General features: G+C 39.5%; 20 protein-coding genes. 4 read left to right on the top strand and 16 right to left on the bottom strand.

Features of this window, described 5'->3' with window-relative positions; genetic code table 11:
* Position 1: 1 nt before the first annotated feature.
* The 3 genes from CD03_RS36095 to CD03_RS0114145 form a co-directional block, all read right to left on the bottom strand.
* Complete coding sequence (locus CD03_RS36095) at positions 2 to 463, bottom strand: prepilin-type N-terminal cleavage/methylation domain-containing protein (RefSeq protein WP_052377804.1); 462 nt, start codon at positions 461 to 463, stop codon at positions 2 to 4.
* An 88-nt stretch (positions 464 to 551) separates the two neighbouring features.
* Complete coding sequence (locus CD03_RS0114140) at positions 552 to 1,616, bottom strand: type IV pilus twitching motility protein PilT (RefSeq protein WP_027294212.1); 1,065 nt, start codon at positions 1,614 to 1,616, stop codon at positions 552 to 554.
* A gap of 11 nt (positions 1,617 to 1,627) precedes the next feature.
* Positions 1,628 to 3,328: a GspE/PulE family protein gene (locus tag CD03_RS0114145; protein WP_027294213.1), complete on the bottom strand. Its 1,701-nt coding sequence runs from the start codon at positions 3,326 to 3,328 to the stop codon at positions 1,628 to 1,630.
* Between the two features lie 66 nt (positions 3,329 to 3,394).
* On the opposite strand from CD03_RS0114145, the gene CD03_RS0114150 reads away from it, so the two are divergent.
* Positions 3,395 to 4,147 carry a prepilin peptidase gene (locus CD03_RS0114150; RefSeq protein WP_027294214.1) on the top strand — a complete coding sequence of 251 codons (753 nt, stop codon included), beginning with the start codon at positions 3,395 to 3,397 and terminating at the stop codon, positions 4,145 to 4,147.
* On the opposite strand, the gene CD03_RS0114155 is transcribed toward CD03_RS0114150, so the two are convergent.
* The 10 genes from CD03_RS0114155 to CD03_RS0114200 all read right to left on the bottom strand — a co-directional run bounded on the left by CD03_RS0114155 (position 4,133) and on the right by CD03_RS0114200 (position 13,321).
* A complete protein-coding gene (locus CD03_RS0114155) occupies positions 4,133 to 4,816 on the bottom strand; it encodes a hypothetical protein (protein WP_027294215.1) in 684 nt (227 codons plus the stop codon). The two genes, CD03_RS0114150 and CD03_RS0114155, sit on opposite strands and share 15 nt — an antisense overlap.
* Entirely contained in the window at positions 4,813 to 6,372 is a 1,560-nt protein-coding gene (locus CD03_RS0114160; protein WP_027294216.1) for a PilN domain-containing protein, read from the bottom strand. The genes CD03_RS0114155 and CD03_RS0114160 overlap by 4 nt, the downstream gene beginning before the upstream one ends.
* A gap of 16 nt (positions 6,373 to 6,388) precedes the next feature.
* A complete protein-coding gene (locus CD03_RS0114165; RefSeq protein WP_027294217.1) occupies positions 6,389 to 7,585 on the bottom strand; it encodes a type II secretion system F family protein in 1,197 nt (398 codons plus the stop codon).
* Positions 7,586 to 7,595: 10 nt separating this feature from the next.
* Complete coding sequence (locus tag CD03_RS0114170; RefSeq protein ID WP_027294218.1) at positions 7,596 to 8,123, bottom strand: type II secretion system protein; 528 nt, start codon at positions 8,121 to 8,123, stop codon at positions 7,596 to 7,598.
* Positions 8,120 to 8,542 (bottom strand): hypothetical protein, encoded by a 423-nt coding sequence (locus CD03_RS0114175; RefSeq protein WP_027294219.1) that lies wholly within the window; start codon positions 8,540 to 8,542, stop codon positions 8,120 to 8,122. Before CD03_RS0114175 ends, CD03_RS0114170 begins: the two co-directional genes overlap by 4 nt.
* Positions 8,535 to 9,041, bottom strand: a complete 507-nt coding sequence (locus tag CD03_RS0114180) for a hypothetical protein (RefSeq protein WP_027294220.1) — start codon at positions 9,039 to 9,041, stop codon at positions 8,535 to 8,537. Before CD03_RS0114180 ends, CD03_RS0114175 begins: the two co-directional genes overlap by 8 nt.
* Before the next feature lie 375 nt (positions 9,042 to 9,416).
* Positions 9,417 to 11,387 (bottom strand): ferrous iron transport protein B, encoded by a 1,971-nt coding sequence (gene feoB / locus CD03_RS0114185; protein ID WP_027294221.1) that lies wholly within the window; start codon positions 11,385 to 11,387, stop codon positions 9,417 to 9,419.
* The gene (locus tag CD03_RS0114190; protein WP_027294222.1) at positions 11,371 to 11,610 is read right to left on the bottom strand and encodes a FeoA family protein; all 240 of its coding nucleotides are present in this window, start codon (positions 11,608 to 11,610) and stop codon (positions 11,371 to 11,373) included. Before CD03_RS0114190 ends, feoB begins: the two co-directional genes overlap by 17 nt.
* Before the next feature lie 4 nt (positions 11,611 to 11,614).
* The gene (locus tag CD03_RS0114195) at positions 11,615 to 12,856 is read right to left on the bottom strand and encodes an FtsW/RodA/SpoVE family cell cycle protein (RefSeq protein WP_044289385.1); all 1,242 of its coding nucleotides are present in this window, start codon (positions 12,854 to 12,856) and stop codon (positions 11,615 to 11,617) included.
* Between the two features lie 177 nt (positions 12,857 to 13,033).
* Positions 13,034 to 13,321: a DUF3006 domain-containing protein gene (locus tag CD03_RS0114200; RefSeq protein WP_081820245.1), complete on the bottom strand. Its 288-nt coding sequence runs from the start codon at positions 13,319 to 13,321 to the stop codon at positions 13,034 to 13,036.
* Between the two features lie 92 nt (positions 13,322 to 13,413).
* Between CD03_RS0114200 and CD03_RS33535 the strand changes: the two genes are divergently transcribed.
* Positions 13,414 to 13,605, top strand: coding sequence for a spore coat associated protein CotJA (locus CD03_RS33535; RefSeq protein WP_044289386.1), 192 nt, complete (start codon positions 13,414 to 13,416; stop codon positions 13,603 to 13,605).
* A 24-nt stretch (positions 13,606 to 13,629) separates the two neighbouring features.
* On the opposite strand, the gene CD03_RS38260 is transcribed toward CD03_RS33535, so the two are convergent.
* Complete coding sequence (locus CD03_RS38260) at positions 13,630 to 14,217, bottom strand: hypothetical protein (RefSeq protein WP_197041663.1); 588 nt, start codon at positions 14,215 to 14,217, stop codon at positions 13,630 to 13,632.
* Positions 14,218 to 14,237: 20 nt separating this feature from the next.
* On the opposite strand from CD03_RS38260, the gene CD03_RS38265 reads away from it, so the two are divergent.
* The gene (locus CD03_RS38265) at positions 14,238 to 14,477 is read left to right on the top strand and encodes a spore coat protein CotJB (protein ID WP_044289993.1); all 240 of its coding nucleotides are present in this window, start codon (positions 14,238 to 14,240) and stop codon (positions 14,475 to 14,477) included.
* A gap of 3 nt (positions 14,478 to 14,480) precedes the next feature.
* Positions 14,481 to 15,107 carry a manganese catalase family protein gene (locus tag CD03_RS0114215; protein WP_027294226.1) on the top strand — a complete coding sequence of 209 codons (627 nt, stop codon included), beginning with the start codon at positions 14,481 to 14,483 and terminating at the stop codon, positions 15,105 to 15,107.
* Positions 15,108 to 15,263: 156 nt separating this feature from the next.
* On the opposite strand, the gene CD03_RS0114220 is transcribed toward CD03_RS0114215, so the two are convergent.
* A complete protein-coding gene (locus tag CD03_RS0114220; RefSeq protein ID WP_027294227.1) occupies positions 15,264 to 15,923 on the bottom strand; it encodes an HAD family hydrolase in 660 nt (219 codons plus the stop codon).
* Positions 15,908 to 16,453: a GNAT family N-acetyltransferase gene (locus CD03_RS33540; protein WP_242849093.1), complete on the bottom strand. Its 546-nt coding sequence runs from the start codon at positions 16,451 to 16,453 to the stop codon at positions 15,908 to 15,910. The genes CD03_RS0114220 and CD03_RS33540 overlap by 16 nt, the downstream gene beginning before the upstream one ends.
* Positions 16,454 to 16,457 lie beyond the last annotated feature (4 nt).

Raw genomic sequence — 16,457 nt, forward strand, 5'->3', positions numbered from 1 at the left:
TTTATTTAGTTGAAGGATAGCTACCTGTTTTATCGTTTGCTTTCCATTCAACACTCTCTAAAATATTTCCAGCTGCAACCTTTGCATTAATTGTTACACCTTTTAATTCTTTGGCATTAAAAAAATCAACAAGATCAGCTGTTGTTATTAGAACTGCTGGATCAACAGCTGCTGTATCACATGATACAGTAATAGCATTATTAACCAATGTAATAGTATACTTTCCATCCTGAATTTTTATATTACCAGTTTCCTTTTCGGTAAGCATTGTCTGAATAGAAGTATACGCCGTCTTAGCATTAGCATCTACAGATGTACCTCTTGCCGTTGATAAAAACTTCACCAAATTAGGTGCGATCAAAGCGATCAGGATTGCAATAATAGCAATAACGATGATCAATTCGATTAGTGTAAAACCTTTCTTCTCTTTCGCTGATTTTCTCAGCTTCTGCATGAATGTCATAATTCATACCTCCTTAAATTTATGTTTTTGTATGTATAAACCCTTTGGGGATTTATCAAATTTATATCACATTGAGGATGCAAAAAAATTACGCGAAAAGCTTTTGCATTAACATGTTTTTGTCGATACCATAGTCAACCGCCATTTCCGGTTTTATGATATGGTTTTGTGCCAGTTCCAGTAAATGTCCATCCATGGACTGCATACCCAGCCTGCCCCCTGTTTGTAATACGGAAGTAATCTGGTGGCATTTATTTTCACGGATCATATTCGCAACGGCATCTGTTATCAATAATATTTCAAGGGCTGCTACCCTGCCATTTCCGTCTGCTGTGGGTATCAGCTGCTGGGATATTACCGCCTTTAAAACCGAAGCTAATTGTGTCCGGATCTGCTGCTGCTGATACGGAGGAAATACATCAATAATTCGGTCTATTGTCTGTGCTGCTCCTGTTGTATGCAGTGTAGAAAAAACAAGGTGGCCGGTTTCGGCTGCCGTTACTGCCGATGCTATGGTCTCCAGATCCCGCATTTCTCCAACCAGGATAATATCCGGATCTTCACGGAGTGCACTCCTTAGAGAAGCTGCAAAGCTGTTGGTATCTACCCCGACTTCTCTTTGGTTTACCATACAGTTTTTATGCTGATGCACATACTCAACCGGATCTTCGATTGTAATAATATGTTCACTCCGGCATTGGTTAATATAGTCCAAAGAAGATGCCAATGTAGTGGATTTACCGCTTCCGGTAGGTCCGGTAACAAGTACCAGTCCCCGTTTCAGCATGGCAAGATCTTTTAATATTTTAGGTAATTTCAGTTCTTCCATGGTAGGAATATATGCGCTTAGCAATCGTATGGCGATTACCGTTTTTTTCTGCTGATAATAAATATTAACACGGTTTCTGCTTCCGTCTGCCGCTTCATAGCAGAAATCTATTTCTTCCAATGGATCCTGCGGTCTTTGAATCTGGCACTTAATCAGCATATCGTCAGCTGACACCTGAAGCTGCTGGGCATCCAAAACCTCATGCCCCTGCATTTTAATTAATTTCCCGTTCTTCCGCGCCATTGGCGGAAGTCCGAAGGTAAGATGGATATCGGAGCATCCAAGTGCTCTTCCCTGTTGGATTAAATCATCTATCTGGCCCATAAATCCCCCTTTTATTCGATGAAATTAGCTACTTTTATCATTTGTTCCATGGTAGTACGTCCCTGTTCAATCAGATCCATAAGATTTTCTTTCAGATCCGTGAATCCATATTCTTTTGCTTTCCTCTTAATATCCTGAGCAGAAGCATGCTTCATAATTAAGTTTCTAAGGTCCGGAGATACCATAATAACTTCATGTACTGCTGTTCTGCCCCGGTATCCTGTGTGATTGCAATTTTTACAGCCTGCGCCATGATAAAACTTTTCCGGCATTGGACGGTCGGCACTCCATTGCAGTAACTCCTCTTCGGTCGGGGTATATTCCGTTTTGCAATCCTCACAGATCACTTTAACCAGTCGCTGGGATACTACACCAATTACAGAAGATGCTACAATGTAGGGCTCCACGCCCATGTCTATTAATCTCATAAATGCGGATGCCGCATCATTTGTATGGACGGTAGTCAGTACAAGGTGCCCTGTAATTGCTGCCTGTGCTGCAATCACAGCCGTCTCCTGATCCCGGACCTCACCTACCATGATAATATCAGGATCCTGACGCATGATAGAACGAAGCCCTGCGGCAAATGTTAATCCTGCCTTTGTATTGATATGAACCTGAGTTACATTTTTTATATATTTTTCTACCGGATCTTCAATTGTCACCACATTGACATCTGGTCGGGACAATTCATGAAGTGCAGAATAGATGGTTGTTGTCTTTCCGCTTCCGGTTGGTCCGGTAACCATTATAATTCCGTTTGGATTCGCAAGCAGACGTTCAAACTTTTGATAATTGCTTTCGCTCATACCCAATTCCCTTGCCTGCACAATATTTATCGCATTATCACCCAAAATACGGACTACAATTTTTTCACCGAAGACGGACGGAAGTGTAGAAATTCGGAAATTAATATTTTTATTTCCTACCGTTTGACTGAAACGTCCATCCTGAGGAACCCTGCGTTCTGCAATATCCAATCCGCCCATAATCTTAAAACGTGTTGTAATCGGAACCAGTACCGTGGTATTTAATACCATTGCTTCCATTAAATCCCCATCAATACGAAAACGGATACGGATGTTATTCTGGCAAGGTTCTATATGAATATCGGATGCTCGCATACTGCATGCCTGAATGACAATGGTATTTGCTAATTTTACCACGGGCGAACTGTCTACCCGGTCCATCATCTGCTGGAAAGATTCGGATACATTCACATCCGATTCTCCCGTATATTCTCTATGTACATCATCGATCGCGCTGATCATCGTCTTATTTACGTAATTGCGCTTAATGGCTTCTTCTACGTCTGCTTTAGAAGCCAGTGCCGGAACAACCTGCTTTCCGGTGAGCGTCTCTAATTCTTCAAACCCATAATAATTCAATGGATTATCGGTTGCCAGAACTAAATTATTCTGATCTACACGAAGCGGGATCACCATAAGGCGTTCAGCAGTTTCCCTGGGAACCAGTGAAATTGCTTCAATGGTTGATTTTAACTGTTCGAAATCCATGATGCGGACATTCATACGCGTAGACAATGCTTTTAACCGGTCTTCCTCTGTGATATATTCCAGTTCAACCAGTACATCTCCAAGCATTTTTTTCATACTGCTGTTTTTTTGGTATTCCAGGGCTTCTTCTAATTGCTGCTCTGTAATATATCCGGTTTCTATAAGAACCTGACCCAGTCGTAAGTTTTTTAACATACTATTCCCCTTTGATTCTATCTGTGTTATAATTCATCTGCAAAACAATACGAAGGAGAGAAAACAATGGAATATTTTTGGCTGACATACATTACTGTTATGGGATTCGTTATCGGGAGCTTTTTAAATGTCTGTATCTACCGAATTCCCCTGCACCTCAATATCGCAAAAGGACGTTCCTTTTGTCCTTCCTGTCATACGACCCTTAAGCCTTATGACATGGTTCCCATCTTCAGTTATCTCATATTGAGAGGCAAATGCCGCAAATGCAAGGCACCTATCTCTGTGCAATATCCGCTGGTAGAAGCATTAACAGGAATTCTCTTCCTTGCAGCATTTTTAGCTCATGGTTTTACCATTTACAGCGGTTTGCTTTGTTTGTTTTTCTGCTGTCTTATTGTTGTTTCAATCACTGATATCCAAACAATGACGATTCCTGATTCCCTGCAGGTTTTTATTTTCATTCTCGCTGTAATCAACATCATCGTAACACCCAATGAACTTATTGAAAAATTAATCGGGCTGGCAGTGATCAGCATTCCCATGCTTCTCATCGCTGCTATAACAGGCGGATTTGGCGGAGGCGATGTTAAACTCTGCGCTGTAAGCGGGCTTTTCCTTGGATGGAAATTAGTGTTGCTGGGTGCCTTTGCCGGTTGTATTCTCGCCTCTTGCTGGTCCATACTTTTAATTATCCGAAAAAAAGCAGATAAAAAAACTTTGATTTCCTTTGGACCCTTCTTATGTTTCGGTTTTCTGTTCGCCGCTCTTTTTGGTTCGCAGCTTATAACCTGGTATCTGACTTTACTTGGTTTCTGATGATTCATTCCCTGACTGTTCTTTAGGCTTATTGATACCATAGAGAGATAAGCCTATTGTTGCATTCTGACTGGCATTTCCCGTTGCATCCCTGTTATTTTCTGAGAGTGAAATGCTATCTATCCTAAGGCAAATACTTTTTGCATTCAAAGCCTTCACATAAGCTAAAATATTATCATAGGTACCTGATATGGAAATAGATACCTGACTTTTCAATAATTTTGCCTGGTTTTCTACCTTTTCTTCTATGACTTGATCATCTGATTTTGTTACCTCAGCAGACTCATCAATTGCTTCCGGTGTCTCTTCCGTCTCAATCACAAAATCGGAGGATGCATCTGTATATTCTCCGATTTGAAGACTTTGTACATATAACGAATTTTCTTTAGCAAGATCATTAACAATTTTATCAATATTATAACTGTTTAATACGGAATAAAAAAACTCATAATTCTCTTTAGAAATATTCTGCTGAACTAATAACTCATCTTCAAGTGTGGCTTTTTCTATTAATGCCTGCATTTGTTCCTGCTCTATTCTTGCTGCTTCTTCCCTTTCCCTTAGAACCTCTTTCTTTTCAAGTGCGGGTTTTAGAAAAAACATCCAAACCACAGCTAATAAAACTACACAGATCAAAATCTGCAGAAGTATTTTTTCGCTCTTTTTCATTCTGATACACCTCCCGATTGCGCCCATAAAGTGCAAACTAACTGGAAAGTATAATTTGCTGATCCATCTTCGCTGCTTCCGCTGCTGAATCCTGTATATTTTACATCCGTATATAACCCGGAATCAGTTAAAATTTTAGCAAAAGCAGATGCCCCATCCTGATTTGTGGTATCACAGGAAATGGTAATCTCCCCATTACTGTAACCATAGCTTTTAATTGTTACATCCTCAGGCTTTTTGGCATCCAGTTCATTAAAATCATTTGATTCTAATCTCCGCGTATTCTTAATAACATCTATATACTGATTACATGTTTCATTATATTCAGCCAGCGATATGGTGTAGTCCTGTAATGCTTTTGCTTTCTGATATAATTTCTGATTCTCAGGATCGTTAATAAAATCCTGGCTCACCTGAACAGACGCTTCAACCGTCATATTACTCGAAGACTGCAGTGCATAAATTCCGGACAGAATCAAAATGAGCCCCATTCCTGCCGCTAACGGAATCAGATCTTTTTTTGTAGTCTTCTCCACTTTCTTTTCTTTCATTAATGGAAAAAAATCAATATCCTTTTCTTCTGCAACTTCATACAAACCGCCTGCAGATGCCCCTATAGCATTTAAACAGGTCAGATCTCCCGGCCCCGCAAAGGTTACATGATCGGGAAAATCGCACTTTATTGTAGTGATGCCCGTTGCATTCTCAATACGGCTTAGGAATTGTGAATCCCTTGACAGATCTCCATACATTAATATCTGCCCGACTTTATTCTTCTTCCCTGTTTGAGAATGAAACTGTACCAGTTTAGAAACGTTTTCAACAATTTCTTCCAGTGCAATTGCAATCGGATCTACTTCCCTGTTCAGCGACTGTACGGCAGATACAATAAATGCATTTTCTTCAATCGTATCTTCTGCTTTAATTTGCGTGCTTCGGTATATCATTTTAGTACCTGCCCCTGTAAATAACAGACCTATCTGGTCTCTTTCCGCACAGCAAAGAATCGACATATCGTCCCCATCGGCGACTTTCAGCAGGAATGCCAGTCGCTCCATGCTATTGCTGACTGTCTCAATTCGATAAGGAGTAAGCCCCGCCCTCCGCAAGGTAGTGAGATAATTATTTACCAAAGCTCTCGGCATTAAGTATACATCTACGTTTTGCATTGTTTCACTTTTTGCCTGATCTTTTTGGATATTCTTCTTAATAATATAGTCAAACAAGTAGTCTGATCTGAGCATTCCGGCCTTATTCAGCTCATTTTCAACCATTCCCCGGGTGTGTTTATTATTACCTGACGGAACCTGGAATTCTTTTCGTAAAATGTCTACACCACTTACGGTAACAATACTTTTTTTCGTATGAATACGGTGCTCTTTTACGGCAACCTGTATAGCAGCCGCTACGGCTGCAGTGTTAACAATCACTCCATTCAAATAAGAACCATCCGGCATAGGAATTTCTATAAAACGTCTTACAGTTATGGATTTGGCATTTACATCTTCTTCCACTATATGAATATGTTCTGCCGTAAATTCAATCGATAGTATCATTTTCGTCAGTTCCTTTCTAAATCGTCTGATACATACCATATATCGGTATTAAGACGCTTGCCACTACCGAACCCACGATTATTGCTATAATAATCAGCATCACCGGTTCCATAATCGCCATCATCTTTTGCGTTGCACTTTCTGATTCTTCCTCATAATATTCTGCAAGCTTCAAAAACATCGCATCTAAATTACCGGATTCTTCACCAATATGAACCATGGACCACACCATACTGTCATACAATCCCTGTTCTTCTAAAGCCTGGGACAGGGATGTTCCCTTTTCCACCTGTTCTGTGGCTCTCTGCATTTTGAATTCCAGATACGTATTGGATATTACCGTACTGCAAATATCCATACAGCGTATAATTGAAATACCACTGGAGTATAAAATGCTCATACCATTGGCGAATCTGGATATTAATATTTTCTCTAAAAGCTTACTGATTAAAGGAATTTTCAATTTACTTTTATCATATTCTAAACGAAATCCCGGATCTCTTTTCAAAAAATGTATCAGTAAAATGATGCCAATAATGATGCCTAATGGAATATACCATTGGTTCTTTAAAAATACACTAAGTTTCATATAAAATGAGGTAAGGGGATTGAGATCCTGCCCCTCAAACATTGTAAAAAACTGTGGAAGTACGACCGTAAATAAAAGAATTATTACAGCAACGGTTACCGACATCAATAGTATTGGATAGATCATAGCCGTTTGGATTTTCCCTTTTAAACGATAGTCCCGCTCATAATACTGCGCCATCTTTTCCATCACGATATCTAACGATCCACTGGCCTCTCCAGCCAAAACCATAGAAGAAAGAAGTGTCGGAAATGTTTTCCCCAGCTTCCTCATAGCATCATGCAAAGTCTCTCCTTTTTCTATCGCTTCTATCATGTGCATATAGCATTGTTTTTGTTTAGCTTTACGGCAGCGTTCATACAAAAGCTGAAGTGTAGTCAGCATATTCATTCCGGATGACAGCATAATAGCAAATTCCCGGCAAAATAATGCTACTTCCTTTGGTTTAAAGCGGTATTCCGACTGATTCTGTGCTTCGCGAAGCAGATCTGTTCTTGAAACGGATATACAATACCAATTCTGTTTATCTAAAAAAAGATAGAATTCATCATCCCCATTGGCTTCTATTTTGCCATTATGTATTTTTCCAGCCGCATCTTTTGCAGCGTAATTGTAAAGGATCATACCTGTCCCCCTAACTTTTTTCAGGTCCATAAAGTCTAATATAACGAACTTTTTCAATAACCGTTTTACCAGTATTTCTATTTATTAATGTTACCGTTAACTTACATACATTCTTTTGTGAAGGTGTAGCTGTAGCTGATTCTACAAAATCTTTTGCAAATTCTGCATGTATTTTCAACTTATTATTTATAAAATATTTATCATCATATACTAATCCGGGAATGACTTTGCAATCATCACCCAATACAATTTCCCGATATTCTCCCGTTTTGTACTGATAATAAATGCTGTCCGGACTGCCGGATTTTACTTCCACAGAACCTGAATAAGTGATCTGCTCATCGATGGCTGTAATAACGCTGTTCGCTATCTGGCTGGCATTACTTGCACTGATCACGTTCTGATAGGATTTAAACCATTGGGGGAGTATCGCTGCAACAGTTGTAAAGAAAACGGCAACTAATGTAACCGTTAAAATTACTTCTATTAGCGTAAACCCTTTCTTTCTATCTGATTTTAAACACAAATTAATCTTCATGACCCATCACCACTTTCAGACTCTACAACCCGTTGAAACTTTGCAAGCGTTGAATCTATAGTACCTTCCGAATCACCACTTAATGGCTTTACTAATTTTACCTTTGTATTTACTTTTATCGGTTCCACACCAGTACTGCCATCCTTTGAAAGTATAAAAGTCATATCAATATCACTTTTAATTGTTGTCAGTTCATTTCCAAGTTCTAAATTATTTATCTGATGATTCAGGTTTTTCTGAATGGTATTATTTTTAATCAGAATACGATTCGCATTAGAAAATAAAACAGCAACTAAAACCATTGTCATTGCAAATAACGCCAAACTGGTTATTAACTCAATCATCGTTTCGCCCCGGTTATTTAAACATACATTTCTGAGGCGGGAGAAACTTTTCACCTTATGAATCAGATTATTCATTATCACTTGACACCACACCTTCACATTTTATTAAAGTGTATTTTGTTTGTTCAGGCAAACTTTTATCTTGCAGGTAAATTGATGTAATACAATAGTCTCTGGCTTTATAGTTTATAGTTATCTGCGCTTTGATACGATTTTTTTGAGTGACGCTTGCATTTGTATCCCTTGCAAACTTAATCGATACGTCTATTTTATTCCCATTACTATCTTCCAGATTATTAGTACCTAAAACGGCAGTCATACCGGACACTTCTGTCCCTTCTTCTTCCAGACAGGCATCCAGATTAAATTCTCCGCCTTGTATCATACCATCAACAATTTCATAAATAGAATTCACATATTGGATCGCCTGTTCATTCGCTAACTGCCCTCTGGAATTATATGTATTTGCAGATGCCGCGGCTAACACATTAAATCCAATAACAGCAAGTACCATGAAGATACAAATTGCCAGAAGCATAGATGCTCCTTTGTTTTTTGCAAGCGCTTTTCTCACTTCTGGATCATCCTCTCCACTAAGTTCTAATATTATAATTATAGCACAGACACAAATTTAATCAATCAAATTTAAGTTGAATTCCTACAATTTTATCTATATTTCGACCATAATAAACATTAATTACAGGAAATACCTGTTTTATAGAAATACTGAGAAAATATGGTAAAATATTTTACCAGTTATTTACAATTATCTAATCAAATTTTACTTTTCAGATATCCCCGGTCTCTTCCCATCCATTATACTGCAGCTATAACACCATTACTACATCATCAATTGACAGAATAAATCAAATATTCTAATATTCTGAACAAAAAGATGAAGCATCCCACGGCGCTTCATCTCCATTCTTTAAAATATCCGACTTCCAACCTAATATACCAGTACTGCCAGCCCCCAAGCCAGCAATAACTGGAATAATACCATCTGTAACGTAAACTTCCAGGAATTTGTCTCTTTTTTTATTGTTGCCACTGTAGCTGCACAAGGCGTATACAAGAGGCAGAAAATCATCAGAGCATAGGCATTTACCATGCCAAACCCCGCACTTCCAAGATTATCGATAATCTGTGCCATTCCCGCAGCAGAATTGGCATTTCCAACACCAAACAATACTGCAAAACTGGATACTACAACTTCTTTAGCAGATAAACCAGCTATCAGGGAAACCCCAATCTGCCACATACCTAATCCGGCAGGAGCTAAGACCGGCTCCATCCATTTGCCGATCATGGCACCAAAACTTAAGGAAACATCCTCGACCATACCGCTAAAGTTAAAGTTTAATATAAACCAGATCACAATGGATGCTATAAAAATAGTAGTTCCTGCTTTTGTAAGATAGTCCTTTACTTTTTCCCATACATATATAAATATTGTACGTGCATTGGGCAATTTATATTCCGGCAGTTCTATCAGCAAAGACTGACTTTTTCTCTTGTTCGAATCTAATTTATTCTTCACAAGGGCAATTAGAATACCAATTACCATTCCGATCACATACATGGAAAATGCAGCTGCCATCGCATATTTACCAAAAAACATATCTGCAAATAATACGTAAATAGGAAGTCTGGCTGAACATGACATAAAAGGGGTAATCAGAATCGTCTTTTTCCGGTCTTCTTCCCGCTCTAACGCTCTGGTCGCCATAATAGCAGGAACGCTGCATCCAAATCCAAGAATCATCGGTAAAAATGCCTTGCCCGATAAGCCCGCTTTTCCCATAAGTTTATCCATTACATATGCCACACGAGCCATGTAACCGCTGTCTTCCAGAATAGCTAACGCCAGGAAAAGAATAAAAATATTAGGTAAAAATGTAAGAATACCACCTACACCTGCTATAATACCATCCACAACCAGAGAAATCAGCCAGTCTGCCGCTTTTATATTTAACAAAAGACTATGTACAGCATCCGAAAAAGCTCCCAAACCAATTTCAAATACACCTTTCAGTGCATCCCCCACAACAAAAGTCAGAAAAAAGACAAGTGCCATAATGCCAAGAAATATAGGAACACCCCATATGCGGTGTGTCAGTATTTCGTCAATCCGGTCAGTAGATGCTGCTTTTTCATTTCGATAAAACAAACACTCCTCCATGACCTCTTCTATATAGTCATATTTCTGATTAATAATTTCTTTTTCGTAACTGCGGTCCACCACACTATTTGTTTCTTCCATATACTGAACCATTAATTCTTCATCTTTTTCCAAAAGCTTGATTGCCATCCACCGTTCATTATGAATCTTCGGATGATTAACTTTCAGAATTTCCTGTATTTTTGCTATCTTTCCTTCAATATCATCAGAATAGTGAATCACCTGCTCATTTGGTCCTTCTTCATAGTGATGCTTTACCGCATGCATCAATACATCCAAACCGGTTCGTTTTCTTGCTGAAACGGGTACGACCGGAATCGCTCCCAGTAATTCGGGCAAACGATGCAGATCTATTTCCATGCCACGCTCTTCTACAATATCCATCATATTAAGAGCCAGAATTACAGGTTTACCAAGTTCCAGCAGCTGTGTGGTCAGATAGAGGTTCCGTTCCATCGCAGATGCATCCACAATATTCACGATTACATCAATATCTTCTTCCATGATACATTTTCTGGTTACTTTTTCTTCGATTGAATAGGATGTCAGGCTATAAATACCGGGTGTGTCTATGAGTTTGATATGCTGGCCTCTGTAGTTTGTTTGACCTTCCTTACGTTCCACCGTAACGCCCGGCCAGTTTGCCACTTTCAGATTCGCACCTGTATACGCATTAAACAACGTGGTCTTGCCACAATTCGGATTACCTACGAATGCCACATTAATTGTCTGTTTCATTTTGCCACTCCTCTGCCTCAATCCCTGATGCAAATTCTCTTCCCAGCGCCCATCTAGTGCCCCGCACTTTGATAATCACTGCTCCGTTCTTTTTCATGTTCATGATTTTTACTTTTGTGCCTTCGAATATACCCAGTGCTTCCAGTCTTCTTGTGATTCCCTCATCCAAGTGAAGTCCTGCCACTACATAAGTATCTCCTATTCTTCCATCGGATAATATCATTTGTTTAACCTCTCACCGTAAATTGATTCCCTTCTTTTGCTTCTTCTTCCTGCTCTTTAAACTTAATCTGCCTGGATACACTCAGTGCCAGTGCCATCTCTGCCATCAGGAACATGACAGAGGTACCTCCGTAACTAACAAAAGGAAGCGTAATACCTGTTGTTGGAATCAGATTAATTACAACCGCTATATTTAATACAACCTGTAATGCGATATGGGCAAATATTCCGGTTGCAATCAGAGATCCCAACAGGTCCGGTGCATTTTGCGCAATAAATAAAAGCCTGTACAACAGAAAAATAAACAAAATGGTAAGCATCGCTGCACCAAAAATACCAAGTTCTTCACATACAATTGAGAAAATCATATCATTCTGGGCTTCCGGCAGTGATCCTAATTTCTGAGCACTATTGCCCAGTCCCTTTCCAAAAAGACCTCCGGAACCAATGGCATACAATGCCTGCATAACCTGATAACCGCCCAGACTGGAATAGGTTTCCGGCTCTAACCAAACCAAAATACGATTAATACGGAAATTATCCGAATTCTGAACTGCCGATGCAAGATAAGCAACCAGTAATCCGATTAACGCTGCCATACTACAGCCGCCTATGACAAAGGGAAGGGTCTTCGGATGAGCAATAAAAATTAAAATCACCGTAATTCCAGCAATAATAATTGCCGTACTCAGGTTCTCCGTAAACACATATGTAAACAAAGAAGTTGCAGCACCGAATCCAATTACAATCATAGGTGCTTTCAATCCTTTCATATTCTTTCCGAGTTTCACTATTAAGAAGGGCAGAAACAATATAACTGCCAATTTGGCGAGCTCTGCCGGCTGGAAAGACAATGCACCCAGAAAGATCCAGCGCCTCGCTCCATTAATGGTTCTACCTACAAACTTCGTAGCAATCAGCAAAATATTTGCAATAATGTAAATAAAAAGTGCAAACTTTGCATAAAAATGGTAATCGATCTGGGAAAACAGTAATACGATTACAAGACAGACCGCACTGATGATTGCCTGCTTTCCAAAATAATACATATCTGTACCAAATTCTATCTGTGCTTCATATGCACTTGTACTATATAACATAACCAATCCAAAACAGGTAAGCAGGATAACACTTGCCAAAAGGTTATAATCGTAATACCGAAAATCTCCCTGTAATCTTTTTCTTATTGTTTTTCTTTTTTTTGCCGGTTGATTTGCTCGTCCTGCATTTCTCGTTTTCTGAACCATTTATAAACTCCTTAATTCCACTTATAACTGCATTTCATTTTGTCTATGGATTATAATACCACATTCCCCTGAAAATAGGAAGCTTGAATTCCTGTCAATTGAAAGGTTTTTAGCCATGGCTAACAATACCCTTTTATTCGTCAGGAACAGTCCAGCCAGGTATCTATTTTTTATACATTATTTTTGAAACAAACGCGAAAAACGCTCCTCCATCCGTTTTTTACGCTGAATGGTCTCTTCCTCTAAAATAATATATTCCCCATTTTCATTTAATTCCAGACAACTGCCCTCTTTACAACCGGATGGCAGTTTCTCTATCGGAATATTGATCATTGTCTTATCTTCCATTTCACACACTGCGTATTTTTTTTCGATTCTGTCTATCACAAACATTTTATCAACCTCTCTCCTATTTGGACATCCTGTCCGTCCAAATGCCGTTTTCTTTATTTTATCACATTTCATGATTATTACAAACTTTATCCGTAATATGACACGTTTTTAAAGGTATTTCATAAGATAATATTGAAATTAAGATTAATGAAAAAGGAGACTTTATGAATAATTGTACACCTTGTGATTATAAAACAACAAGACCTTGTACTTGCCTGGAAGATATGCCGGTAGCAATGGCTTACGTACCATGGCAAACATTTCAAGATAAGTTCGAACTGTGTAAGGCCCTTGAGGTTGGTACTATCTTCCCGGAACTTTGCAAACCATTTTGCGGAAAGAGAGGTTGCCGTTAATGAATAATTGGAGAAATGGAAATTTTAACAATATGAACCAGCGCCAGTCTTGCCAAAACATGTACAGACCGGACAACAGACCTCAGATGAGACCAGATTGCGGTTCTCAGCGTCCCTGCCAGCCACAGATGAAACCAGATTGTGGCTGCCAGCGCCCTGAAAGACCTCAGGTAAAACCGGACTGCGGCTGCCAGCGTCCATGTGAACCAGTAAAACCTGACTGTGGATGCCATCGTCCTGAAAAACCTCAAATGAAACCAGACTGCGGCTGCCAGCGCCCCTGTGAACCAGTAAAACCGGACTGTGGCTGCCATCGTCCTGAAAAACCTCAGATGAAACCAGACTGCGGCTGCCAGCGCCCCTGTGAACCAGTAAAACCGGACTGTGGCTGCCATCGTCCTGAAAAACCTCAAATGAAACCAGACTGCGGCTGCCAGCGCCCCTGTGAACCAGTAAAACCGGACTGTGGCTGCCATCGTCCTGAAAAACCTCAGATGAAACCGGACTGCGGCTGCCAGCGTCCATGTGAACCAGTAAAACCGGACTGCGGATGCCATCGTCCTGAAAAACCTCAGGTAAAACCGGAATGCAGACCAGAACCACCTTGCCCAAAAAAGTCAAGGGAAGAATTGATGTGCTATATAAATGAAGTAAGTTTCGCTGTAAATGATATGGTTCTGTATTTAGATACTCATCCATGTGATGAAAAAGCACTGGCTTTTTGTAAAGAACATGTTAAAAAACGTGACAAAGCATTAAGAGAATATGCTGCCCTTTACGGTCCGCTTACCATTGATACCACGGATGATGTAAAGAGTAAAACCTGGGAATGGGTAATGCAGCCTTGGCCATGGGAAAGGGGGAAATGTTAACCTATGTGGAATTATGAAAAACGATTACAATATCCTGTAAATATTAAGACTCCAAATGCTAAAATTGCCCAGATTATAATGAGTCAGTACGGTGGACCTGATGGTGAAATGGGCGCCTCCATGAGATATCTTTCCCAGCGTTTCACAATGCCCAACAGAAAAGCAATGGGCGTTTTAAACGATATCGGAACAGAAGAACTGGCACATTTAGAGATGGTGTCCACAATTGTTCATCAGTTGACCAAAAACCTGTCAATGGAAGAAATTGAATGTTCCGGTTTTGCACCTTATTACGTTGACCATACAGTTGGGATCTGGCCGCAGTCTGCAGGAGGAGTTCCTTTTAATGCATGTGAATTCCAGTCTAAAGGGGACCCGATCACTGACCTTCATGAAAACCTTGCTGCTGAACAGAAAGCAAGAACTACCTACGATAATATTCTCAGACTTGTAAAAGATCCGGATGTAATCGATCCAATCCGTTTCCTGCGTGCAAGAGAAGTCGTACACTATCAAAGATTCGGTGAAGCACTTCGTACGGTTCAGGATGAACTGGACTTTAAAAACTTCTATGCATTTAATCCGTCTTTTGATATGCCGGCAAAATGCAGTTGTGATTCCTGCAAATAATTGATCTATAGGGGCGGTTCATCCGCCCCTATTTATCCCTAACGATCCTGATGATCTATTTATATTTTTAAATTATGGATTTCATACCGGATTGACGAAATTAATTCCCCAACTTTCTATAACTTATGCCGGATTGAATAACTTTTTCAAATCTGTCTACACACTCCACGCTTCCTGGAAATATTCCCGTACTTGGATCAGGGAAGGGAATATTTTTAAACTTATTTTTATCATTTCGTCATTTGGCTTAATCAGATCAGGAACCATGATAGGTTTCATACCCGCACGATGGGCTGCACGCATTCCGTTTAAGGAGTCCTCCAGTACATAGCAATCTTCTGCACTCACTTGCAGCATTTCGCAGGCTTTCAGGAAAATGTCAGGTTCCGGTTTGCTTTTTTGAACCATATCTCCACCGGCTATCACCTGGAAATAATCCCGGATGCCTGCCATTTTTGCTTCATCCTCTAAAATTTCAATTTTTGTAGATGAAGCAACTGCGATATTACAGTTATTTTCTTTTAGAAATTGTAACAGCTCTAACAACCCTTTTTTGAGCGGTATACCATCTTTATTTAATTTGTTATTAAAGTTAATCAGCATCTCTTTGTTGTATTCGTCATAGGGGAAATCCGCACCATATTTATCACAAAATATTTTGCGCGTTGCAAGATTTGTAGTGCCAATACAGCGATAGCATATGTCTCGCAAATCACCTAAACCATGTTTTTCGCCAACTTCAATCCAGGATTGGAGTATTAAGGTTTCTGTGTCTGCAACTGTTCCGTCCCAATCAAATATTACTGTCTTTTCCATATATACTCTTTCCCTTCGTAGGTTTTTGTACCACCATTGCACTCATATGGGATATTTTTTACAAATTGAAATCCCAGCTTAGTCATTACATTCTTAGAAGCCGGGTTTTCTATTGCATGTCTTCCTACAATTTCTTTAATGTTTAATTCTTCTGCTGCAAACCGGATAATTTCTTTCATTGCTTCTGTTGTGTATCCATTTCCCCAGGCTTTTTTACTAAGGTTATAACTGATTTCGTATTTATTGTATTCTTCTTCTAAATAGATCAATCCGGTTCCTATTAGTTCACCAGTGTCTTTTCTCACAAATGCCCAGCGATACCAGTCATCCGCATCCTCTTTCCCGGTTTCAAAGATCAGCCATTCTATCGTTTTTTTGATTTCATTATGGCTTGTCCAAAACATATATTTTGCAACATCCGGATCATTTTCCCATCCCTGGAATACAGCTTGTGCATCGTCCATGGAAAAAGATCTCAGTAGAAGTCTTTCGGTTTCTAATATTGGTGTTTTCAATTTTCTTTTCTCCATAGAC

Origin of the sequence: Robinsoniella sp. KNHs210, assembly GCF_000686105.1 — a bacterium.
Classification (GTDB): domain Bacteria; phylum Bacillota; class Clostridia; order Lachnospirales; family Lachnospiraceae; genus Robinsoniella; species Robinsoniella peoriensis.